The following is a 21,565-nucleotide window of genomic DNA, read 5'->3' on the forward strand; positions in this document are numbered from 1 at the left end:
TATGACTCTTCTTGATATTGAGGGAGTATCGGTGTCATTTCGGCGTGCTCGCGGCTGGTTTGGGCACGAACAGACTTATGTTATTCAGAATCTGGATCTTTCCGTAAACGAGGGCGAGATCGTGGCTGTTGTAGGCGCAAGCGGATCGGGTAAAAGTGTGTTGGCGCAGGCCATCATGGGCATTCTGCCTGCCAATGCCAGGTTGGAGGGGCGTATTAGCTATAGTGGCGAGCCTTTGACCCCAGAGCGGCAGCTTCATCTGCGTGGTGATGAACTGATGTTGATTCCACAATCCGTCAGTTATTTGGACCCGCTGATGAAGGTGGGGAGGCAAGTTCAGCCGGTAACCCGAAATTCAGGACGAAAGCGCGGCTTCATAACTCGATCCCATATGAAAAAGACGGAGCAGGAGCTGACCGAGCGGTATCATCTACCTCTGGGAACAGTTGGGAAATACCCGTTCGAGTTGTCCGGAGGTATGGCAAGGCGAGTGCTGATGGCGACAGCGACCTCCGGTCAGCCGAAGATGATCATTGCAGATGAGCCGACACCAGGCATCCATCCGGAAGTGCTGGCCGAGACGATGAAGCAATTTCGTGAGCTCGCGAATGAAGGCGTAGCTATCCTGTGGATTACGCATGATGTTACGACAGCCCTGACGGCTGCCGATCGCATTGCTGTATTTTACGCGGGTGCCAATGTAGAGACGGCGCAGGTGGATGATTTTACGGGAACGGGGGAACGTTTGCGCCATCCGTATACGAAAGCCCTCTGGAATGCGTTGCCGCAGAACGGATTTCAGCCACTCCCGGGCTCCCAGCCATTGGCGGGTCAAGAGATTACAGCAGGATGTTCATTTGCTCCCCGATGTAGCGCAGCAACCTCAGCATGTACCAGCGAACGTCCTCAGCTTAGTAAAATACGGGGCGGAGAAGTGAGGTGTTTCCATGTCACTTGAAGCACGGGATGTGAGCTACCGTTATGATCCGAAATCATGGGTATTCCAGCATATGAAAATGCAGGTACAACAAGGCGAAGTCGTTGGCTTGTGGGGACCAAGTGGCTGTGGAAAAACAAGTCTTGGGCGCATCCTTGCAGGATACGTCCAACCGGCGGCAGGACAAGTACTTCTGGATGGGAAACCACTTCCTCGTACGGGAGTGTGTCCGGTTCAGCTGGTGTTCCAGCACCCGGAGAAAGCCGTGAATCCACGCTGGCGAATGCGTCGTGTACTTCAAGAGGCGGCTGTGCAGGATGAGCGGTTGCTCGAAGCTTTGGGTATTCAGCAGACCTGGCTGGACCGCAGACCGGGTGAATTATCCGGTGGAGAACTGCAACGTTTCTGTGTGGCACGAGCACTCGGTACAGCGACACGTTATGTGATTGCAGATGAGATGACGACGATGCTGGATGCCATCACTCAGGCACAAATCTGGTATACCGTGATGGGAGTGGCTCGCGAGCGTGATCTTGGATTGCTGATTATAAGCCATGATCGGGATTTGTTGGACAGGCTGTGCGACAGAATTATTCCGATGCCAACAACATAGTATACTGATCCCCATACTGCGCATAGAGAAACAGGATTAGTTATATCCAACTTTTTGCTGATAGGAAAGCGTTCTAGTGATTTATACAAATTGAAAAATGCATATTTAAAAAGGGTGTCACGGTGGTCAAACATGAACAAAAATCATGGACATGACTACGGGGACACCCTCTTTATTTTCAACGAACTGTACAGGTTAAGCCCTGCTTCAGGAATGGAACGTTGCATAGTTGTGCATGAGTGAAATCATGTGTATGGTCCGGAATTTGTGACTTTATTCATATAAGAACAACTTAACGAGACAGAGAACAGTGGAGATACAACAAAGACTATTTTTGTACGCCCCTGGTCCTGTTTTATCCATTAAACGTTTACATCCTCTTGCCAGATGCTATTATATTGCTAACATTTGATGGAACAACGGGCTGTTATCCGAATAAGCTCGTACCCATACATGATGAGCATAATTACAAGAGCGTTTTGCATAAATCGAGCGAACGTCATGAATCGTATGATGCAAAAAGGCTGACATTTGAATTCAGGAGGCGTATTGGGATGAAAAACAAGAAGTGGTTGGTTGCTGCGGGTGTGTTCGGCATGGTTTTGACAGGGGCGGCAGGCGTATATGCAGGTACACAACTGGAGACGATCAAAGCTTATCTGAATCATGGGCTCGCCATCGAAGTAAACGGACAGAAATTTATACCGACAGGTGACCAGGGCAAAAAGCTTGCGCCAATTACGTATCAAGGCAGTACATATCTGCCTGTTCGTTCGATTGCCGATGCGTTGAAGACCGAAGTGAAGTATGATTCCCAAAACAATAAAGTTAGCATTGGCTCTTCAAGCTCTTCAGGTGGGTCAACATCCACAGGCAACAGCGGATCAACATCGCCATCTACAGGCACGAACACACAGGCTGCAGGCGTGAAATCCAAGTATCTGCCAGTAGATTTCCCATTACCAAAGGATGCCAAGGCAACGAGCTTAATTGAGAGTAATGTGGGCGGCAATGATAAAAAAGTAGTGCTTACGTACACAACCAAAGAAACATTATTGACGGTTGGAACATCCTACAAAGACTACTACCAGACCAAAAACTTGAGCCAAAACAGTCAGGATATACAGGCAGACGGCTTCAGTATCGTGGGTCGTGAAGATGGTAAATATGCCGTAACCATCACAGGTTCGGTGTCTGCAACCAACAAGGATTTGAATGAAATCACTGTGGTGTGGGGCGAAGAGTAATCTTCCCTTCTATAAAAAGTGAACAGCCAAAGCCGCCCGTTGAAATCGTAACAGATTTCTTTGGGCGGCTTTTTGGGTTAAATCCCTATATGATTCTACACTCTGAATTAATAGTCTAAATATTAGTCCGTTACAGGTACTCGTTAAACCATCCGGCAATATGCTCCAGACGACGTACCCTCAAGTGAGGATGACCTCCCCGAGACAACTCATGGTTGGCACCTGGGAAACGAACAAGCCTTGTGGTCTGCTTGCGCCGTTTCAACGCAATGTATAACTGCTCGGCCTGTTCAATCGGACACCGCAGATCCTGTTCGCCATGTAAAATGAGCAGCGGAGTGCTTATGTTGCCGACATAAGCGAGCGGAGAATGTTTCCACAGCTTTTCCGTGTCCTCCCATGCGTTACCGCCAATCTGGTCTTCCGTGAAGAAATATCCAATGTCACTTACGCCGTAGAACGATAGCCAGTTAGAGATGGAACGCTGAGTAACAGCGGCCTTGAAGCGGTCCGTATGTCCAACAATCCAGTTGGTCATGAAGCCACCATAACTGCCCCCGGTTACGCCCAATCTGGATTCATCGATAAACTCATATTGAGACAGAGCATAATCCACGCTCTCCATGAGATCGCGATAATCGCCACCACCGTAATCTCCTCGACAGGCGTCTACAAACTGCTGCCCGTATCCGAGGCCACCGCGTGGATTAATGTATACAACAGCGTAGCCTTGTGCGGCGAGAATCTGGAACTCGTGCATAAATGTAAAACCATACATCATGTGCGGGCCACCATGAATCTCCAGAATGGTCGGGATTTTGACCCCGTCGACCATGCCGTGAGGTTTCATAATCCATCCTTGCAGCCGCAGGCCATCTGAGGAATTTAACCAGAAGGTCTCTGGTGTACTGAGGTGGATCTCATCCTCAAGCTGTGGATTGCTACGAGTGAGTTGAATCGGCTTTATGCCGGAATCTGCCGGTTGTTTATATAGATAGAGGTCACCAGGACTTCGTGTATCGGCAACAGCGGCAACAATTTGCCCATTTTCCAACTCGGCAAATTGATAAATTTCCCGTTCGTCAGGCAATATATAGTCGGCACTGCTGCCGTCTCGTGCGAATTTGGCGATGCGTACGCTACCATGGATCGTCGCTAGACAGAGGATGGATGAACCATCCCGACTGAATACAGGCCCCGTGGTTGTCAGATGTGAACGCATATCGCCAACAATGCTGTGATTTAGCTGCACGTCCCAATCGGTGCTTAGACATACGAGTTCACCGCTTGATATCTGAAGGGTGTACAGCTTCACAAGTGTGGCATTTCCATAGGAACGGTCACTGGCGAGCAGTGCCAAGGATTTTCCATCCGGTGCGAAAGTCAGTCGGCTGAACGTATATCCTTCCGGGGTTAACTGCTGCACATCTGTTCCGTCTGCCTTGGCAAGGTAAATATGATTGGTCAGGGTGTAATCGTTATGCTCCTCGCCTTCTTCGGGCATCTGTGCGATCCATGCGATGGATGTTCCGTCCGGTGACCAGGCATAGTCTCCAACGTCATAATGACCTGTAGTTACCGGGGTTGCTTCCGCGTCCGCGTCGATCGATGGAATGGTGAAAAGATGGGCACGTCTTCCGTTCCATAATCCGCCGGCATCTGACTTCATGCGAATCCGGTCTACAACATGTTCTTGCGGTAGTTTATGTTCATCGACTTTAGGATTTGTAGTTTCTATGTCTTCTTGACTGCTCATATCCACGGATGATTTCACAAGTAAGGTATGACCATCTGGTGACCAGAGCAAGGAACTGACGCCATGTTTCAGGTGACTGATTTGCCGTGCTTCTCCGCCATCTGTTGCGATGATCCACACTTGGGATTTACCATCAACCTCCCGTATAAAAGCAAGCTGAGACCCATCTGGCGACCAGGCAGGGGAATGATCCTTCTCTCCAGAGGTAAAGGGCCTGTCCTTTTGACTCCCCAGATGCAGCAGTCTTAGGTGAGAACAATAACCGTCACGTGCTTCATTCGTTTTCCGGCTTACATATACCAGTTGTCCGCCTTGAGGAGACGGAGTCGGATCGTTAACCCATGTAATCTGATAAAGATCTTCCGATGTGATGCCGCGCTGACTCATCATTGTTTGTCCTCCCACCATGAATTAGAATTGGTTAATTTCCTAACCTTTCCATTTATATTAACGGAAAGCAAGGGACAGGACAATATGACTAAGGGTGGGAGGGGGGACTTTTATAACAGCGATCGGAAGGTTGTTCTGTCATCGGAGTGACCCATGTGAAAATTCTTTAGTTCAATTCATTTAGGTGTGTTAAAGGATTTGCTCGAAGGTTGACGAATCCTAATGTTGAATAACCGCAGAAATGATGAAAAATTGTCTTAATCTAAATGTTTAACATGGGTGAATTTGGTTTAATGGACAATGCAATTCCTGTTCTATATTCAGGTATTCGATTCATAGCACTTCGTTTATATATAACACTTATGATTCAGTCGCAATGGAGGAGGAACGTCACGTTGAACACATCCTATGAGCAGCATGTGGAATATCCAAACCGAAAACGAATGGCGTGGCTTACGGCAGGGGCGGCACTTTTTGTGGCAGCCGGATTTTTTTTGATTTTTGATGGTTCCTCGGTTACGAATGATTCCATCCTTTCGGGTGTGATAGGTTTTCTTTCCATTTTGTTTTTCGGGCTATGTTTCTGCTACAGTCTGGTAAAGATGATTAAGAAGGAACCTTCTTTTGTCATCGATGAGGATGGGTTTGTGGATTCATCTTCTTATACCGCAGGAGGAGCAGTGGCCTGGAGAGACGTTGAGAATATTTTTATGTATGAATTAATGGGACAGAAAATGATCGGGGTTAAACTGCGGGATGAGAAAGCCTTTTTGGATCGCCAGAATGGGATGAAACGCAAGTTAATGACGGTCAACAGCAATATGGTCGATGCGACCATCAGCGTTGCCCAAAGTAGCCTCACGTTGCCACTGGATCAATTGTATATCATGATGATGAGCCATTGGAGACATGTAAATGATAGCATGATTCATGATTCGTATAGTCGTCATTAGAGAGATCACACTGTCCATAGAGTCTTCAGAATGGAGGAATATAGATGATGCATGGTAATGCAACTCGCACGATTCTACTTCCAGATGGAACTGCCCTGCCTGCGATAGGACAAGGCACATGGAACATGGGAGAGAAGCAATCCAGCCGGGAAGAAGAAGTACGGGCACTGCGTTCCGGTATTGAACAGGGAATGACCCTAATTGATACAGCGGAGATGTATGCAGAAGGCGGGGCAGAAATTGTTACGGGAAAGGCTATATCGGGCTATCGTGACGAAGTCTTTCTCGTATCCAAAGTGTATCCCCATCACGCGGATCGCAAGCAGATGATTACAGCATGTGAGCGAAGTCTCAAGCGCTTAGGAACAGATCGCCTGGATCTGTATCTGCTCCATTGGCGCGGAGGAGTGCCACTTGAAGAGACGGTTCAGGCTTTGGAACAATTGAAGCAATCCGGTAAAATTCTGCGTTGGGGCGTATCGAACCTGGATACAAGGGATATGCAGGAGTTATGGAGCCTGCCGGAGGGTACTCAATGTATGGTGAATCAGGTGTTGTACCATACAGCCTCGCGTGGTATCGAACATGAGTTGCTTCCCTGGATGCGGGAACGACGTGTTCCGGTCATGGCGTATTGTCCCCTGGCTCAGGGTGGCAGACTTCGAAGTGAATTGTTGGAGCATCCTGTCATTCAGGATATTGCACAGGGTCGAGGAGTTACGACTTCGCAGATCGCATTAGCCTGGGTGATCAGGAACGGTGATGTGCTGGCGATTCCCAAGGCGGTACAGCTGAATCATGTGGCAGACAATGCGGCAGCAGTGAACATCGTTTTGACAAAAGAGGAACTGACCCGGTTGAATGAGGCATTCCCTGCGCCTAAAGGCAAGGTACCTCTAGATATCGTGTAGCTGGCTCTTTTTTATTGGATAAGCATATGAATAAGATAACAATACGATTAATAAGTTATGCAGAGCAGATCTTCACGATCTGCTCTTTTTTGTATGGATATCAATAGCCGAAGCTTGCCCATCCATTGAGCGAATCTAAATTTTAACAATTGGGCTTTACAATGCTATATCACTAGTGTACTATGTAACTAACACACCAGTACAGAGAGGAGCGAGAGCTTTGTGACTATGGAATTTGATAACAACTTACCGATCTACCTGCAGATCATGCAGTACATCAAGAGACAGATTGTAACCGGGACACTTCAGGCAGGTGACAAAATTCCTTCGGTTCGTGAACTCGCGGCTGAATTACAGATCAATCCAAATACAGTACAACGGACATTTCAGGAGCTTGAGCGGGAAGAAGTGGTCGAAACCAAACGTGGTTTGGGCAGATACGTAACCAGTGAGGAGCGGAAGATAATGACGATCAAAAAAGAGATGGCCAGTGAATTGCTGGAACGTTTTCTGACCGGAATGCAGGAACTGGGGATTGAAGAACAGGATATCTTATCGATCGTAGCCGATGCCGTTGCGGAAGGAAAGGGAGGAACAACGCATGAGTAACATCCTTGAACTGAACCAGATTAACAAGACATATGGCAATAAGAAAGCGCTCAGTAATATCACATTGGATATTGCACCAGGGCGAATCGTAGGTCTGCTGGGTAGCAACGGCAGTGGCAAGAGTACGCTCATGAAGCTGGTTGCAGGTTTGCTGCATCCTACCAGTGGAACGATTCAAGTCACAGGCAAGCCTGTTGGTCTGGAGACGAAGTCATTGGTTTCATTCATGCCGGATCGCCCATTGACCGAGAAGTGGATGAGAGTGCGGGATGCGATTGCGTACTATCGCGATTTCTATGCTGATTTTGATGAGGAGAAGGCGCGGGAGATGCTGGACTTCATGAACCTTGTCGAGAGTGACCGGGTACGGCATCTGTCGAAAGGGATGAATGAACGACTACAACTAACACTGGCGCTCTCTCGTAAGGCTCGTCTGTATTTGCTGGATGAACCGATTGGCGGAGTAGACCCGGTTGCGCGAGGCAAGATTCTGGATGCGATCGTCAAATTCTATGATGAAGAGAGTAGTCTGATCATCTCCACGCATCTGGTGAATGATATCGAACGGATTTTTGATGAAGTTGTCTTTATTCGCGAGGGCGAACTGGTGATGCGGGAAGAAGTGGAAACGCTCCGGCTGAAATATGGAAAAAGTGTGGATGAGATGTTCAAGGAGGTCTATGCGGAATGATGACATTATTGAAGTATGACTTTAGAAGGAACTGGAATACACTGCTGGCTGGGCTAGTTATTTTGATTATCGCTCAAGTGGGGCTTTCCCTTTTCGTGTCTGAGGTCACAGGGATTGTGCTTGGCATTATGGGTTATGTTGGAGTTGGTGTGGCTATTTATGTGAAAATGATCAAAACATACACGTCCAATATCCGCTCTTATAATCGCCGTCTTTTACCCGTAACGGGCCTGTCACATGTGTTGTCTCCTTTGATCTTTGGACTACTTTGCGGGTTGGGGTTAGTCATTATTTTTACGACTCATGCCTACATCTATATTTCAATGAAGCTCAGAATGAACATGGCTAGCAATATTGATCTTTCGGGTCTGCACGTTTCGGATTATATTAGTGTGTTGCTGTTTGGCGCATGGGTTATGGTATTCATGACCGTCATCATCTTCCTTTCGATCTCGATTGCAGGCAGCTTCCGTTGGAGAACGGGACCATGGATCGGAATCGTTGCATTCTTTGTCCTCGTTAATCTGCTTGGCTGGTTGGAGAATATGATTACGACTGGACGCTTCAGTCCAAATGAGATGTTCCGGTATACGGAAGAAAGTACAGGTATTGCAATCACAGCCAATGGTGTATTATGGTCGGACGGCATGTGGGGAAGCATTGTATTTGAAGTCATTGTGGCGATCATCTTGGTGTGGGCTACCATTTATCTGAACAACAAAAAAGTTGAAGTCTGATGACAGGATAACTTGAACATGATGCGAGCAACCAGGGTTGCTCGTTTTTTATATCCGGAAATGTTCCACTTTTTGAATCCAATTCCATTAATTATACGTAAATAAATATATAGTGTGCACTGGGTGTGAGATGAGGTTAAGAGAACGAAAGGGCACTTGAGGGAAAGGGGAAATCGTTATGGAATTATATTTCAGGGATAACTTTTTTAACGCAGGTTACACCGAGATTATGAATCCGAACCAGGAACAGGCCGGGCATCTGGATTTGAAAAGTGTCTTTGGCTCTTCGCTCGATGTATCGGATAACTCAGGATTGGTCTGCAGCGGCAAATTTCGCATGTTAACGAATCGTTGGGATATCACGGCAGCAGATGGGAGACACCTGGGTGTATTACGGGCGAGGTTCAGTTTCTTTAGCAAAAAGTATGAATATGACGCAGGATCACGAGGAACGTATGATGTGTCTGCTCCAGCATTTTCGCAGGAATATGATATAAGTGGCAGTGGTGGACGCATCGTAGCCAGTTTCCGTCGTACCAGTGGATGGTTTAGTTCAGGCGCATTTGTATTAGACAACCAGTCGGAACAACTGGACACGTATGAATTAATTGCAGTGGTCATGGGTGTGCATGCGATTAATAAAAGACGGAACTCGGCAGCTAGCAGTGGTGGAGCAACGTAGTACAGGATGATGGGTTCACAGATAGTCTCACAGGAATAGAAGAATAAGGTCTGGATGATATCATCCAGACCTTATTTGTATATATGGGTCTGCTTTTAATCAATAGGCATGGTTAACCCACTCTTACATCATCAATGACCATCGGCTTTCGCAAAAGGTTCCTCTTCGCGTTGGCGGTGCTAAACTTCATTCGCGCGTTCGGAATGCATTTCAGGATCTTTTTGCGCATAACGGGCCAGTGCCTTCGCAGCTGTCTCGGACATTCGCTCCCGCAGCACCGTGTGGTCAGCAATTCGAACCCGTTTGCCCAGAAAACGCATCTTGGATAAGACATAATCCATCTCATTCCGCGGAACGGTCAGCTCGATCCGATACGTCTGCTGGGCTTCCAGGTACTCAACCTGTTTTTCGAAGCAGGAGAAGGCATAGAGGATTCGGGACAGCTCCTGATTGAACTCGGGCAGTACTTCGATGGTGATGGTCGTCTTACGTTTCTCCGTTATCGCAGCAATTCGGGCAGTGTAGCCCGAAGAGGTATCCGGATCAACCGGTTGGGCTTCCACGGTAACGATGCTGTGCAATTTGGTGGACATGAGCTTGTCGAAGCGAGGCGCATACCAGAGCACGTACCATTCTTTTTTGACCATGGAATACTCCAGTTTGTATGGGAAGCCAAATTCATCATGGCTCGTTCGTCCATTGCGGACGCGACCCGTCATGCGAAATCCCTGATGATGTAGAATGATTAGCCGTAACTGTCTAAGCAGTGGGTGGGATACGCTATTTTCTTCGCTTTTGGCTTTTTCAGTCAGGTTATCCTGAAGGTTCAGGTCCTGCTCACCATTCAGCATCTTGTGCATCTTATCCAACGTTACAGGGCTAAGCGCTTCTCTCGCAGCAGGGTGATTCAGCATCATGCGAAGCCAGGCCCGTTCCTGTGAGGTCCAGGTGAACAGTCCGGTTTCATTCAGTCGCGTCATCATCTGGTAATTGAACATCTTCTCGAACAGGTTCATAATAATCCCCAATCTCCTTCCATTCCTTGATCATCTCCTGGCGTAGTCTCTGAGGTGCGATTACTTCGCAGCTTGAGCCAAAACTCCGTAACCACGGTTTGATCTCAGTGGTACCGTTGACCTGGATTTCATAGAGAAAAGTGTGATCCGTTTCGGGTGTAATCTTGCCCCATTGACCTTGCAGACGAACCCGATCCAGAATGAAGTTACGCTGACCACGCTCCGGGTGGAAAAAACGAGCTTGAACCGTCACGGTATTCCCCGTATCCACGAGCCAACTGTAGCGACTAATGTCGGTCCACTGCTGCTTTAGCTCGAGCATGTATTGCTCTTCTACTGAATCCTGTTCCTCCAACTGTGTTATGCCTTCCATCCGAAATTTCACAAAGCCGCGCCGGCCCTGATATCCAATCACATACCAACGACCATACTGATGGTCATAGATCACTTCAAGGGGCACGATCCGGTTGGATCGTCCGCCTGCTTCCCGTTCAAAGCGTGGATTCGTATTCTGTGAACTGTAGCTGGATGGTTTTTTCGGTGAATAGTATAGGAACTGCACACGTTTGCGCTGACGAATCGCACTAAGCAGCGTGTAGAGATGAGCTTCGTCCAGGATACGAGAATAATAGTGATACTTATAAATATAGGGCTCGGTAGCTTCTTCTTGCGGGAAACTTGCCGTAATGGCTTTTTTCAAACTGTCCCGCAATAAATATCCCTGTACGGAAGGAACCTGGGTGTTCGCCATCATATCCACAAAATCATATAACTCCAGCTGTTCCTCCACTGTCAATTCGGTAAGGACGTCCTGTTGCAAAGCATATCGATACGGTCTGCCACCGGGCTCTTTCCGAATGACTCCAACTTCTTCCAGATACTTCAGATCTGAACGGATGGTTTTCTCGTCAGGTAACGCGAGTTCTTCCGGCAGATCAGCGCAGCAGGCGTCCAGCAGTTCCATCGCGGTCAGTGCTTTATGTTGTAAGGTATGCAAAAGGACAGAAAGACGCTGAACTTCAGTCTCTTTCATCGACTTGGCGCGGAAGAGGAAGAGCAGCATGGGCTCAGCGGATTCTCCGTACTGGAAGCGGACGAGATCGGCCATTTCCCGGCTTGCTTCGGCACCTGAACGCTGGTCAGTGACGGTCTGCATGATTTCTTTTAGTCTGCGATTGGTTTTATCAAAGGTATGTACGGATATGCCAAGCCGCTCGGCATACTGTTTACGGTTATATGCACCGCTTGTTAGGGATAACATGCGTAAGAACTGAATTTCTTTGTCGAAGCTCTCTCTTGCCATGAACACTCACTCCTTGTTATCCCTTCATTGTAGCAGGATGAGTGGCAGGTTTCATTTTAAACTTATGAAGATTGACTCCATTTCAGAAATGGAGTTGTCGTCATACTTCTGCCATGTTCGTGTGCAGATGTGTGAGGCATAATGAGGTTGTGAAGCGGGGCGGCAACAAGCGCTGTGGATCAAGGTTCCGAGGCGCCAGGGAGGGTTACTTCGACTGTTAATCGACCAGGTCGTTGGTTCGAATCCAATCGCCGCCGTTCATGGCGGTGTAGCTCAGCGGTAGAGCGGGTATAAACCTTCCCACCTTTTTCCTCGGAACATTTTATTATATAAGCATAGCAAATAGACTCACACCGGGAGGTCATGAGTGATGAGCAGAGCGAAACAATTATTTAATCAACCTCAGCCAACGACACGTAATCATGGGGGCTACGGAGCCTATGAGCGGTTGGTGGAGGAACAATATATACAGATGTTGATGACCAATACATTGAATAATACATTTTATGCAGATACACAGCAGCTGATGGACGATGCGATGGTCAGCCATCAGGAGATGGCTGAGGTCGATGCAGGGTTTATGGCGCGGGCGCTAGTTTATGCTCGTAATGAAGGTTTGATGCGGTTACAGCCTCTATACGGGCTGGCACTATTGTCCAAAGTGGACCCGGATCAGTTTGCAAAGGTGTTCTCTCAAGTCGTACAGACGCCGGCTGATTTTCTGACCATCCTGAGAGGATTGGGACGGGGACAGGGCGGTCGAGCGGTAAAGCGTCAGGTGAGTCTCTTTTTGAACGGAATCAGCGAATACTGGGCCATCAAATACAACGGACGCGGACGTGGATATAGTCTGGGCGATATGATCGCTACAGCACATCCTAAGCCAATAGATATGAAGCAGCAAGCTTTGTTTCGTTATTTGCGCGGGCATGAGACGGATCTTGCGGAACTGCCGCAGTTGCAGGCGCTGGAAAAGCTGAAAGCTACCCGCAACCCGGCAAGCCGGATGAATCTGATCGAGAAAGGCAAACTCCCGTATTCAGTGGTCACATCGATTATGCAACCGACACGTACGGTGTGGGAGGCGTTAATGTTTCAGATGCCGACTTTTGCGTTGTTACGCCATCTGAATGCAATGGATCGGGCGGGTGTTTTTGAAAAATCGAAAAATATCGATTACGTAACGGGCCGTCTAACGGATGCAGAAGCCCTGCGCAAGTCGCGCATCTTACCTTTCCGATTCGCCAGTGCGTATGAAATGATTGCGAGAGAAGAGTTGCGGGATGCTTTGCGGCAAGCAGTGGAGTTATCCATTGGCAACCTGCCAACGCTACCTGGAAGAACGGCTATTTTCCTGGATCGGTCGGGTTCCATGCAAGGGGATTATTTACGGATTGGTTCGGTGCTGGCACTGGCGCTTTATAAACAAACGAGAGGTAATGCCCTGTTCTGGTTATTCGACCATATGGTTGAGGATGCTCGCCCAAAGATGAATGAAAGCATTCTTTCCCAAGCTCACCGTATTCGCGCACAAGGTGGAACAGACACGGGTCGACCAGTGCGGGAACTTCGGGATATCGGAGAGAAAGTGGATCAGATTATTATGATCACCGATGAACAGCAGAATGAAGGCAGCCCGTTATATGTCGAGCTTGAGCGATATCGTCGGATGATGAATCCGGATCTGAAGGCATTTATTGTGGATATCGCACCTTATCGGCAGGCCATGGTACCGCCACGGGATGGCAAAACCTTTTACATCTACGGTTGGAGTGAAACGGTATTGACGTATATTGCTGAGACTGTGGCAGGCTATGATACACTCGCGGACCGGGTGAGGATGATGGATATTTAATTTGGAGAATTTGGAGGCGGCTGACCATGACCTATGTTCATGAAGAAATGAAAGATACGATCAGACAACAGCTGAAGCAGATTGAACAGGAGGAGCAGGTACGGATCATCTATGCCTGTGAATCCGGCAGTCGGGCATGGGGGTTTCCTTCCCAGGATAGTGATTATGATGTGCGTTTCTTATATGTAAGGCCGCTGGAATGGTACTTGTCGATTGAGGATAAAAGGGATGTTATTGAACGCCCGATCAGTGATCAGCTCGACATCAATGGTTGGGATCTGCGCAAGGCGTTGAAGCTGTTTCGCAAATCCAATCCACCACTGTTGGAGTGGTTGCAGTCCCCCATTCAGTATGATGAACAATATAGCGTGGCACAGCATATCCGTGCATTGTCGCCTTTGACCTTCTCCCCCAAGTCCTGCATGTATCATTATCTGAATATGGCAAAGGGCAATTTTCGGGATTATTTACAAGGTGAGCGAGTCAAGATTAAAAAGTATTTCTATGTTCTTCGTCCCTTACTCGCTTGTGGCTGGATCGAACGTTATGATGCCATGCCACCGATGGCATTCGAGGAGCTGGTGCAAGAACTTGTACCTGCCACTACACCGCTGTATACGGAGATTCATGAGTTACTGCGCCGGAAAAAGGCGGGCGAGGAACTGGATCTGGAGCCGCAGCTGCCAGCAATACAGGCATTTTTGGCGGAGAAGATCGAACATTTTGACAGACTGGCCGGACAGATGGAGAATGAGCAGATTATTGAATTTGAAGAATTGGACCGGATTTTCCGTTTTGCATTGCAAGAGGTATGGAATTGAATCAAAGGAGGAGAACCGATGCATCTGATATTGAAAGCAAGCGGCGCTGACGCGGGGGCTGTATCCCATTTGTTAGCGAAGAACCCGCTGAATATATATGACCGCGTAGATAAAGGCGTGCGTGTAAGAATGGTGTACACCACGGCTACAGAGAACGAAACAGAAGTGCTGATTCATGCCGAGCCTGATCCTGTGGATCTGGTCAGAGGCACACCGGACGGGTATGACATTACGCAATATATCAATGATCGTGAGTTCGTGACCAGCAGCTTGTTCTGCTCCTACATACGTGCGGCGCTCGGGACGGCCCTGAATGGTAAGCCGAAGGAAGACTATGTGCAATGGGTAGGACACGCTTTCGAGTTGGAACTGACCTTTGGCCCGGTGGCGTCCGATCTGCCGGATCGGGTTGTAGAGGAATTATTCTCGCCATTAGGTTACGCCGTTTCGGTGGAACGTGGAGAGCTATCGTATTCATTTGATCTGAAAAATAGAAGCACGGTTCGCCAAATCATCCTGCGTGGACGTAACACGGTACAACATGCACTGCGCCAGCTCTTTCTGCTGATTCCAGTACTGGATAATTACAAACATTATTTCATCAGTGAAGATGAGATCGATAAAATCAAACGATATGGTGAAGGGTGGCTGGATGCTCACCCACTGAAAGAACTCATTGTGAAGCGTACGCTGCGTTTTGCCGAATTGATCCGGCAGTATGAGCGTCAAGAAGGTGCTTTGTCTGCGTCTCTTGGACAGGTGGGAGGAATAGGTCAAGTCACCGATACGGTCATTCAGGAGAATAACGTGGGACATCAGGAAGAAGGAGAACAAGAGCATCCTGGGGTCGAGTCCGATGGCGGACAATCTGAACCCCCTGTGCGGTTAAACGAGTTGCGTTATCGTGCGATTACGGATGTGGTTGCAGCTTTACCAGTCAAACGGCGCATTGTGGATATGGGAGCGGGTGAAGGCAAGCTGTCCGCTCGCTTATCCTACATTCCCGGTGTGGAGTCGATTCTGGCAGTCGAACCTTCAGGCCAGTCAAGACTTCGGGCCATGGAGCGCTTCGCGAAGCTGGAGGGTCGTTCTGAAGTGGTGGCTATGCCGGAGCCGATCATTGGTTCACTTTTTTATTTTGACGAGCAGATGCAAAACCAGGACGTTATGATTCTGTGCGAAGTCATTGAGCATATCGAGGAATATCGTCTGAACGGAATTATGGATACAATCATGAACGACTATCAGCCAGAAGTGCTGCTGGTCACTACACCGAACAAGGAATATAACGATGTGTATGCAATGGAGCAGGAAAGTTTCCGTCACCATGATCATCGCTTTGAGTGGACTCGTGCGGAGCTGGCTTCCCGGTGTGCGGAATGGACGAAGAACGGGAATTATGGCTATGAAATTAAGGGTATCGGTGAGCATGTAGAAGGCTATGGACAGCCTACCCAACTGGTCATTTTTGATCGGAGAAAGGAGAGTCTATCATGAGGAAAGAAACGGAATCTAACGAAGTAGCGGGTGCAGGTAAAGGCCGGCAGAATCGGGAAAGTGGTTCGGAGGGAAGACAGCGGGAGATTCGTCTGCCCCATGCAGGTATCATCGTTCTCGTCGGCCCGTCCAACAGTGGTAAAAGTACGTTGTTGGATCGTCTCGTCGCAGAGAGCGTCATTCGCCGCACGGAAGCCGTCTCATCCGATCAATTCCGCATGCTGGTTGGAGATGATGAGTATGTGGATTGGAAACATCATCCCCGCAGCGAAGCGGATGTGATCTATGCGGAGTATCAGCAAGTATCGGCCAAAGCATTTGAAGCGATGGAGGCCATGCTGGCCACCCGCTGCCGTCTGAACAAGCTGACCTGGGTGGATGCGACACATCTGTATCCCGAGGATCGCGAGCGTCTGATTCAGGTGGCAAGGAAAGCTCATGTGCCTGTAATTGCTGTGGTGCTGGATATCCCGGAAAAAGAACTGCTGGAACGTGATGCCCAGCGGGAGTATCCGCGTGGACGTCAACGGGTGAAGCAGCAGGTGCAGCAGTTCAAGCGTACATTACGCTCGATCCGTGAGGATGGCTTCGATGCCAGTTATGTGCTGAAGCAGCCGGATGAGATTACGTTTGTCCGCACATCCAATCCGCTGGTGACCGACATGGGTACAGGTATTGATATCATCGGAGATATTCATGGGTGTTATGATGAAATGATGGAATTAATCGTGCGTCTCGGGTATGTGGACGAGGACGGAAGTGGCCTGTACCGTCACCCTGAAGGACGTAAATTGGTCTCCGTTGGTGACGTAACGAGCCGTGGGCCAGAATCGTTACAATGTCTGTTGTTCTGGCAACGTCATTGTGCCGCCGAGCTCGCCTACATGATTGACAGTAATCACGGCTGGAAGATCGCACGTTATCTCGATGGTCGTGACGTTACGCTGAGTCATGGTGACGAACGGGTGGAGACGGAACTGCTACAACTTGAGCAGGAGCAAGGTCAGGAGACAGCAAAGCGAATACGTGCAGAGCTTAAGACCTTTCTGCTTGATGCACCATCTCATCTGGTCTTTTCCCGGAACGGGGTAAGACAGGTGGTTGTTGCACACGCAGGGATACGAGATCATTTTATCGGAAAACAGTCCAAACGCATTCAGGATTACTGCCGGTATGGCGATGTGGAAGGCACGGATGAGCAAGGTCGGCCTGTACGCAAGGATTGGTATGTTGATCACAATTCGGGTGAATGCATCGTCTGGGGACATGACCCCCGTCCATATCCTACGATTGTGAATGATACGGTCAACATTGATCAAGGCGTCGTTTTTGGTGGTATGCTTACTGCTTGGCGAATGCCAGAACGTGAGGCAGTCAGTGTTCCGGCCAAGCAGGATTATGCGGCAGATCCGGATAGTCCTTTAAAGCGCTGGGAACAGCGGCGTTTTGCTCCACCCAACATACGTAAGTTCAAGGAGGGTTTCACGGTTCAGACAGCATCCAAGCTTGATGTGATTGTGCATGGTGAGGTGGCGAAGACGGCGATTGATACGTTTTCCCATTATACTGTTCCGCTGGAAGAACTGATCTACATCCCGCCTACGATGAGTCCTCCGCCTGGTGTATGTTCTATAGAGGGATACCTGGAGCATCCACAGGATGCATTCCAGTATTATCGCTCGCAGGGCGTTACCCGTATGGTTGCCGAGAAGAAACACATGGGCAGCCGGGCCATGTTACTTCTTTTCCGCGATGAGCAAGCTGCGGTGCAGCGAGTGGGCCGACCGATGCTGGGGAACATTGTGACCCGGACGGGCCGATCCTTTTTTGACCCTTCGACAGAGCAGGATGTGCTCTCAAGGTTACATGCGGATTTGACCGCAGATGGTTATTTTGATCGTTATCAGACAGAGTTTGTACTGCTCGATGCCGAGATTGTACCTTGGAATCTGAAGGCGCGTGAGCTGATTGCTTCACAATATGCACACGTGGCCGAAGCCTCGCTCATGGATCGCTCTACGGTGCTGGACAAACTTCGTGAAGCTGAAGTGGCAGGTCGGAATGTAGATGAGTGGTTGCAGGAGACAGCAGGTAAACTTGCCAATGCCGAGACGTTCCGCGATGTATTCCAGAAATACTGCTGGGATGTGGAGGATATCGGGGACATTCGGATTGCACCGTTCCACACACTTGCACATAGCACGGGAGCATTTTGGGAGAAAACCCATGAGTGGCATATGGAGCAGAACCGTGAGTTCGCTCGCATGTCGACCCTGATGATGGAGACCGAATATCGTGTGATTGCAAGTGAGGCAGATGAAGCAGATGTCATTCGTTGGTGGGATGAAATTACGGCGGAAGGGCATGAGGGGATTGTGATCAAACCGGAAACGTTCCGCGCCTGGAATAACAACAAAATCATTCAGCCTGCGATTAAAGTACGAGGACGTGCATATTTGCACATTATCTATGGGATGGATTACCTGGCACCCGAGAATCTGTCCCGACTTCGCAAACGCAAAACATCCAAAAAAGAACGCCACGCCTTAATGGAGAGTGCATTGGGGATGGAGGGGATTGAGCGCTTTATACGTAGAGAGCCAGTGGAACGAATTCATGAATGCGTGCTGGCCACGCTATCGTTGGAGTCGGAAAGAGTAGACCCGCGACTGTAAACTGTTAAAGTAAAAGAATAAGAAATGAATATGAAGCCGGTTCGGAGTTAATCCGAACCGGCTTATTTGGCGTATAAACTTCGTTAAAGCAAGTTCCTTATCAGGCCTGTGTGCTTTGTACTGCAACGATTGAGGTGACCTGAATCAGTTCGTATGTGCAACGGCGCGAATCTCAATCAGTTGATGAGGGAAGGCGAGTCCTGACGTCCCGACCATCGTAACAGCCGGACGATGCGTACCAATATACTCTTTATACACGGCGACACATGCCTCAAGATGCTCCTGCGGGTGAACCAAGAAAATCTCCAGTTCAGCAATGTTTGACTTGGTCACATCGAATCCTGCGAGCACCCGATCCAAGTTATCCAGTGTCTGGCGAACCTGTGTTTCAATATCATCCACACCAATAAACGTCCCCTGCATATCATGCGAAAATTGTCCTGCAATGTAGATCGTACCGTTAACGCTGTATCCCTGAGCAACGCTAAATGCTTCTTCCCAAGGTACACCGTGGGTATAGATTTGAGCTGTAGACATATGTTTCTCTCCTTTGGAATTCAAGATAGGATTAGTATAAACGGAGAAAAACGACTTGGGCAGTACGCACTTTCATGACAGTGACTATCCAGAAGGATAGCGTCAATGCGGTGTTTGTAAGCCTAACGACTCATTTAAGAGAATCTTTATATCAGGATATTTAATTTAGGTATAACTAACTTAAGTCCTATATCCTTCCACTAGAATCTGGGTAATAATTATAGTAGGCAAGTGATTAATGGAATCTCATAACGTAACGATAGGGGGTAACCTGTATGGCATCCATAATTCTGCTGGTGAAACAGACGGAGGACGATGAGAAGGTTATTTATCGATTCGGACCGAATGAGCGCAAGATGGGGCTCATTGAGATGAATAAGATCAAGGAAAGTGTGAAGGAGCTGGAACCTGTCCAGGTGGATGGGGTAAGCCCGAGTTTTTTCTTTAACCGAGCCGCGCAGCGACTGGTACGATGTTTATTCAGGGAAGGCGGCAAGTTCCCGGAACGAACGACGTTTGAATCATAGTTTTAACACTCAAAAAAACAAGCCCACAACCCTGCTCATGGGTCATGGACTTGTTTTTTTATTTTAGAACGTTTTGGCATAAGAGATCAGTGCCGTAATCGTAATGATGTTCAAGAGCGTTGAAATCAGCACCGTCTGGGCTGCAAAATCGGGTTCGTTATCGTATTCTTCCGCCAGGATGGATGCGTTGACACCAGTAGGCATACCCGAAGCGATAATGAGTGCCTGTGCAGCGATGCCTTGCAGTCCAAGCAGTAGCACAATTGAAATTCCGATGGCGGGGCCAATCAGGAGACGCAAAAATGTGCTAATATACACATCAAGACGGTATAGCCGGATCGGATATTTTACAATCTGTGCCCCGAGTGTCAACAGCGCCACGGCAACCATACTTTGCTGCGCATAGGTCAGCGGCATGGACAGGAACGTAGGCAGTGGAACCTTCCACATATGGAACAGAATCCCCAGCAAGAGCGCATACGGAACGGGCATTTTAAGAAATCCAATAATTACCGCACGGTAATTACCCTTGAGCTTAGCTCCCTGAATGGACAACACGCCATAGGTGAATGTCAGCAATGCCTGCAAAGACATGACCAGCGCCTGAATGGAAGAGGCCAGTGGATCGCCGCGGAATACCAGTGCATTGATGGGCAGTCCGTAGTTGCCTGCGTTATCCAGCATGATGCTGTTGTTGAAGGCAGCCTTCATGCCTTTATTCATCTTAAGTGAGCGCGCAAATACAGAACCTACAATATAGAGAATTAATACATATATTGCGTAAAAGAGTGTCACAGTCCCGAGCAGTTCGCCCGACATATCCGAGTGATACATGCTCATAAAGACGGCTGCGGGGGTAATACAATAGAAATTGATTTTGGCGAGGGTGTACAAGTCCAGCTTGAACACCTTTTGCATCCAGGACCCGACGGCGATCAGAAGAAAGACGGGCAGGACGACTTCAAGCATGATGTCTGCAATCATCAGTTTCAGCTTCCTTTTTCATGAAAATTTCAATCCGATTTCGAAAATGCTTTGCTTATTATATCATTTTATACACAGTTGAAAGTGTGAATTGGCTAAAAAAGATAAGGGGGCTTCCCATTATGATTCCAGATCATCTGGATGTTGGTTTATCGATATTGTTTATCGGATTTAATCCGAGCATTACGTCTGGAGAGACAGGTCATCACTATGCTTACAAAGGAAACCGGTTCTGGCGCATTCTTGAACGGTCGGGATTAACCCCGCGTTTATATGATGCACAGGAGGATGGAGAGTTGCTGAAGCTGGGGTACGGATTCACGAATATTGTGGCCCGGCCCACCAGAGGTGTAGAAGATATTACGAAGGAAGAGTATGCAGAAGGACGCCAGATTTTACAGAAAAAGCTGGAGGACTACCGACCGGATATCGCCTGTTTTGTTGGAAAAGGTGTGTACACCCAGTACAGCAAGCGTGCCAAAGTGCAATGGGGGTTTCAGAACGACCCGGTCGTCAAGGAAATTCAGGAGTTCGTCGCTCCATCGTCCAGTGGACTCGTGCGCATGTCGATGGATGAGATTGTGGCGATCTATTCGCAGCTTGCTGATTTTGTTGCGGAGAAGAACGGGGAAAATGAATAGGTAAGAAAGACAGGAGAGATAAGAGGTAGCAGGAAGAGGCTACGACGGAATGTCTGATTCGGATTGCCAGAAAATTCACTATGAAACTGTAGAGAATGTGCAGCGGCGATCACAGAATGTAGGTACGCAGAGTTCACCCAGTCGGCTTCGCTGATAAGGGCGAATTCTTTTTTTTGGATAAAG

Annotated in this window: 20 protein-coding genes; 15 read left to right on the forward strand and 5 right to left on the reverse strand. The window is 48.4% G+C overall.

Annotated features, from left to right (window positions below; all coding sequences use genetic code 11):
- The first annotated feature begins 1 nt into the window (after position 1).
- From OM416_RS17280 to OM416_RS17290, 3 genes are all read left to right on the forward strand, one after another.
- On the forward strand, positions 2-958 hold the full coding sequence (locus OM416_RS17280; protein WP_264931546.1) for an ABC transporter ATP-binding protein: 957 nt from the start codon (positions 2-4) through the stop codon (positions 956-958).
- Positions 948-1,550 (forward strand): ABC transporter ATP-binding protein, encoded by a 603-nt coding sequence (locus OM416_RS17285; protein WP_264931548.1) that lies wholly within the window; start codon positions 948-950, stop codon positions 1,548-1,550. Before OM416_RS17280 ends, OM416_RS17285 begins: the two co-directional genes overlap by 11 nt.
- Before the next feature lie 554 nt (positions 1,551-2,104).
- Complete coding sequence (locus OM416_RS17290; protein ID WP_264931550.1) at positions 2,105-2,797, forward strand: copper amine oxidase N-terminal domain-containing protein; 693 nt, start codon at positions 2,105-2,107, stop codon at positions 2,795-2,797.
- A gap of 130 nt (positions 2,798-2,927) precedes the next feature.
- Here OM416_RS17290 and OM416_RS17295 read toward each other — a convergent pair whose 3' ends face one another.
- Positions 2,928-4,943: an alpha/beta hydrolase family protein gene (locus OM416_RS17295; protein ID WP_264931552.1), complete on the reverse strand. Its 2,016-nt coding sequence runs from the start codon at positions 4,941-4,943 to the stop codon at positions 2,928-2,930.
- A gap of 395 nt (positions 4,944-5,338) precedes the next feature.
- Between OM416_RS17295 and OM416_RS17300 the strand changes: the two genes are divergently transcribed.
- From OM416_RS17300 to OM416_RS17325, 6 genes are all read left to right on the forward strand, one after another.
- On the forward strand, positions 5,339-5,896 hold the full coding sequence (locus tag OM416_RS17300; RefSeq protein ID WP_264931554.1) for an STM3941 family protein: 558 nt from the start codon (positions 5,339-5,341) through the stop codon (positions 5,894-5,896).
- Between the two features lie 44 nt (positions 5,897-5,940).
- A complete protein-coding gene (locus OM416_RS17305; RefSeq protein ID WP_264931556.1) occupies positions 5,941-6,807 on the forward strand; it encodes an aldo/keto reductase in 867 nt (288 codons plus the stop codon).
- A gap of 222 nt (positions 6,808-7,029) precedes the next feature.
- Complete coding sequence (locus tag OM416_RS17310; protein ID WP_076331852.1) at positions 7,030-7,416, forward strand: GntR family transcriptional regulator; 387 nt, start codon at positions 7,030-7,032, stop codon at positions 7,414-7,416.
- Positions 7,409-8,107, forward strand: coding sequence for an ABC transporter ATP-binding protein (locus tag OM416_RS17315; protein ID WP_062832916.1), 699 nt, complete (start codon positions 7,409-7,411; stop codon positions 8,105-8,107). Before OM416_RS17310 ends, OM416_RS17315 begins: the two co-directional genes overlap by 8 nt.
- Positions 8,104-8,844 carry a hypothetical protein gene (locus OM416_RS17320; protein ID WP_264931564.1) on the forward strand — a complete coding sequence of 247 codons (741 nt, stop codon included), beginning with the start codon at positions 8,104-8,106 and terminating at the stop codon, positions 8,842-8,844. Before OM416_RS17315 ends, OM416_RS17320 begins: the two co-directional genes overlap by 4 nt.
- Positions 8,845-9,022: 178 nt before the next feature.
- Positions 9,023-9,526, forward strand: coding sequence for a hypothetical protein (locus OM416_RS17325; RefSeq protein ID WP_091034173.1), 504 nt, complete (start codon positions 9,023-9,025; stop codon positions 9,524-9,526).
- 179 nt (positions 9,527-9,705) lie between these two features.
- On the opposite strand, the gene OM416_RS17330 is transcribed toward OM416_RS17325, so the two are convergent.
- Positions 9,706-10,542 carry a WYL domain-containing protein gene (locus OM416_RS17330; RefSeq protein WP_264931569.1) on the reverse strand — a complete coding sequence of 279 codons (837 nt, stop codon included), beginning with the start codon at positions 10,540-10,542 and terminating at the stop codon, positions 9,706-9,708.
- Positions 10,490-11,845 carry a helix-turn-helix transcriptional regulator gene (locus OM416_RS17335; protein WP_264931571.1) on the reverse strand — a complete coding sequence of 452 codons (1,356 nt, stop codon included), beginning with the start codon at positions 11,843-11,845 and terminating at the stop codon, positions 10,490-10,492. Before OM416_RS17335 ends, OM416_RS17330 begins: the two co-directional genes overlap by 53 nt.
- Before the next feature lie 370 nt (positions 11,846-12,215).
- Here OM416_RS17335 and OM416_RS17340 point away from each other — a divergent pair, with 370 nt between their 5' ends.
- From OM416_RS17340 to OM416_RS17355, 4 genes are read left to right on the forward strand one after another with little or no spacing between them, the layout of a single operon-like run.
- The gene (locus OM416_RS17340) at positions 12,216-13,700 is read left to right on the forward strand and encodes a TROVE domain-containing protein (RefSeq protein ID WP_264931573.1); all 1,485 of its coding nucleotides are present in this window, start codon (positions 12,216-12,218) and stop codon (positions 13,698-13,700) included.
- Between the two features lie 26 nt (positions 13,701-13,726).
- On the forward strand, positions 13,727-14,521 hold the full coding sequence (locus OM416_RS17345; protein ID WP_264931575.1) for a nucleotidyltransferase domain-containing protein: 795 nt from the start codon (positions 13,727-13,729) through the stop codon (positions 14,519-14,521).
- 18 nt (positions 14,522-14,539) lie between these two features.
- The gene (locus OM416_RS17350; RefSeq protein ID WP_264931577.1) at positions 14,540-16,018 is read left to right on the forward strand and encodes a 3' terminal RNA ribose 2'-O-methyltransferase Hen1; all 1,479 of its coding nucleotides are present in this window, start codon (positions 14,540-14,542) and stop codon (positions 16,016-16,018) included.
- Complete coding sequence (locus OM416_RS17355) at positions 16,015-18,693, forward strand: polynucleotide kinase-phosphatase (RefSeq protein WP_264931579.1); 2,679 nt, start codon at positions 16,015-16,017, stop codon at positions 18,691-18,693. Before OM416_RS17350 ends, OM416_RS17355 begins: the two co-directional genes overlap by 4 nt.
- A 144-nt stretch (positions 18,694-18,837) precedes the next feature.
- On the opposite strand, the gene OM416_RS17360 is transcribed toward OM416_RS17355, so the two are convergent.
- Complete coding sequence (locus tag OM416_RS17360) at positions 18,838-19,230, reverse strand: RidA family protein (RefSeq protein ID WP_264931581.1); 393 nt, start codon at positions 19,228-19,230, stop codon at positions 18,838-18,840.
- 275 nt (positions 19,231-19,505) lie between these two features.
- Between OM416_RS17360 and OM416_RS17365 the strand changes: the two genes are divergently transcribed.
- A complete protein-coding gene (locus OM416_RS17365) occupies positions 19,506-19,757 on the forward strand; it encodes a hypothetical protein (protein WP_264931583.1) in 252 nt (83 codons plus the stop codon).
- Positions 19,758-19,820: 63 nt separating this feature from the next.
- On the opposite strand, the gene OM416_RS17370 is transcribed toward OM416_RS17365, so the two are convergent.
- A complete protein-coding gene (locus tag OM416_RS17370; protein WP_264931585.1) occupies positions 19,821-20,741 on the reverse strand; it encodes an AEC family transporter in 921 nt (306 codons plus the stop codon).
- 122 nt (positions 20,742-20,863) lie between these two features.
- On the opposite strand from OM416_RS17370, the gene OM416_RS17375 reads away from it, so the two are divergent.
- Positions 20,864-21,382 carry a mismatch-specific DNA-glycosylase gene (locus tag OM416_RS17375; RefSeq protein ID WP_264931587.1) on the forward strand — a complete coding sequence of 173 codons (519 nt, stop codon included), beginning with the start codon at positions 20,864-20,866 and terminating at the stop codon, positions 21,380-21,382.
- The last annotated feature ends 183 nt before the right edge of the window (positions 21,383-21,565 follow it).

Source organism: Paenibacillus sp. LS1, assembly GCF_026013365.1.
GTDB lineage: Bacteria > Bacillota > Bacilli > Paenibacillales > Paenibacillaceae > Paenibacillus.

Coding starts and splice junctions, on each gene's coding strand:
- OM416_RS17375 (WP_264931587.1), top strand. CDS start 20,864: ATGATTCCAGATCATCTGGATGTTGGTTTATCGATATTGTTTATCGGA.
- OM416_RS17360 (WP_264931581.1), bottom strand. CDS start 19,230: ATGTCTACAGCTCAAATCTATACCCACGGTGTACCTTGGGAAGAAGCA.
- OM416_RS17290 (WP_264931550.1), top strand. CDS start 2,105: ATGAAAAACAAGAAGTGGTTGGTTGCTGCGGGTGTGTTCGGCATGGTT.
- OM416_RS17330 (WP_264931569.1), bottom strand. CDS start 10,542: ATGAACCTGTTCGAGAAGATGTTCAATTACCAGATGATGACGCGACTG.
- OM416_RS17355 (WP_264931579.1), top strand. CDS start 16,015: ATGAGGAAAGAAACGGAATCTAACGAAGTAGCGGGTGCAGGTAAAGGC.
- OM416_RS17345 (WP_264931575.1), top strand. CDS start 13,727: ATGACCTATGTTCATGAAGAAATGAAAGATACGATCAGACAACAGCTG.
- OM416_RS17335 (WP_264931571.1), bottom strand. CDS start 11,845: ATGGCAAGAGAGAGCTTCGACAAAGAAATTCAGTTCTTACGCATGTTA.
- OM416_RS17285 (WP_264931548.1), top strand. CDS start 948: ATGTCACTTGAAGCACGGGATGTGAGCTACCGTTATGATCCGAAATCA.
- OM416_RS17340 (WP_264931573.1), top strand. CDS start 12,216: ATGAGCAGAGCGAAACAATTATTTAATCAACCTCAGCCAACGACACGT.
- OM416_RS17365 (WP_264931583.1), top strand. CDS start 19,506: ATGGCATCCATAATTCTGCTGGTGAAACAGACGGAGGACGATGAGAAG.
- OM416_RS17305 (WP_264931556.1), top strand. CDS start 5,941: ATGATGCATGGTAATGCAACTCGCACGATTCTACTTCCAGATGGAACT.
- OM416_RS17320 (WP_264931564.1), top strand. CDS start 8,104: ATGATGACATTATTGAAGTATGACTTTAGAAGGAACTGGAATACACTG.
- OM416_RS17325 (WP_091034173.1), top strand. CDS start 9,023: ATGGAATTATATTTCAGGGATAACTTTTTTAACGCAGGTTACACCGAG.
- OM416_RS17350 (WP_264931577.1), top strand. CDS start 14,540: ATGCATCTGATATTGAAAGCAAGCGGCGCTGACGCGGGGGCTGTATCC.
- OM416_RS17295 (WP_264931552.1), bottom strand. CDS start 4,943: ATGATGAGTCAGCGCGGCATCACATCGGAAGATCTTTATCAGATTACA.
- OM416_RS17315 (WP_062832916.1), top strand. CDS start 7,409: ATGAGTAACATCCTTGAACTGAACCAGATTAACAAGACATATGGCAAT.
- OM416_RS17280 (WP_264931546.1), top strand. CDS start 2: ATGACTCTTCTTGATATTGAGGGAGTATCGGTGTCATTTCGGCGTGCT.
- OM416_RS17370 (WP_264931585.1), bottom strand. CDS start 20,741: ATGATTGCAGACATCATGCTTGAAGTCGTCCTGCCCGTCTTTCTTCTG.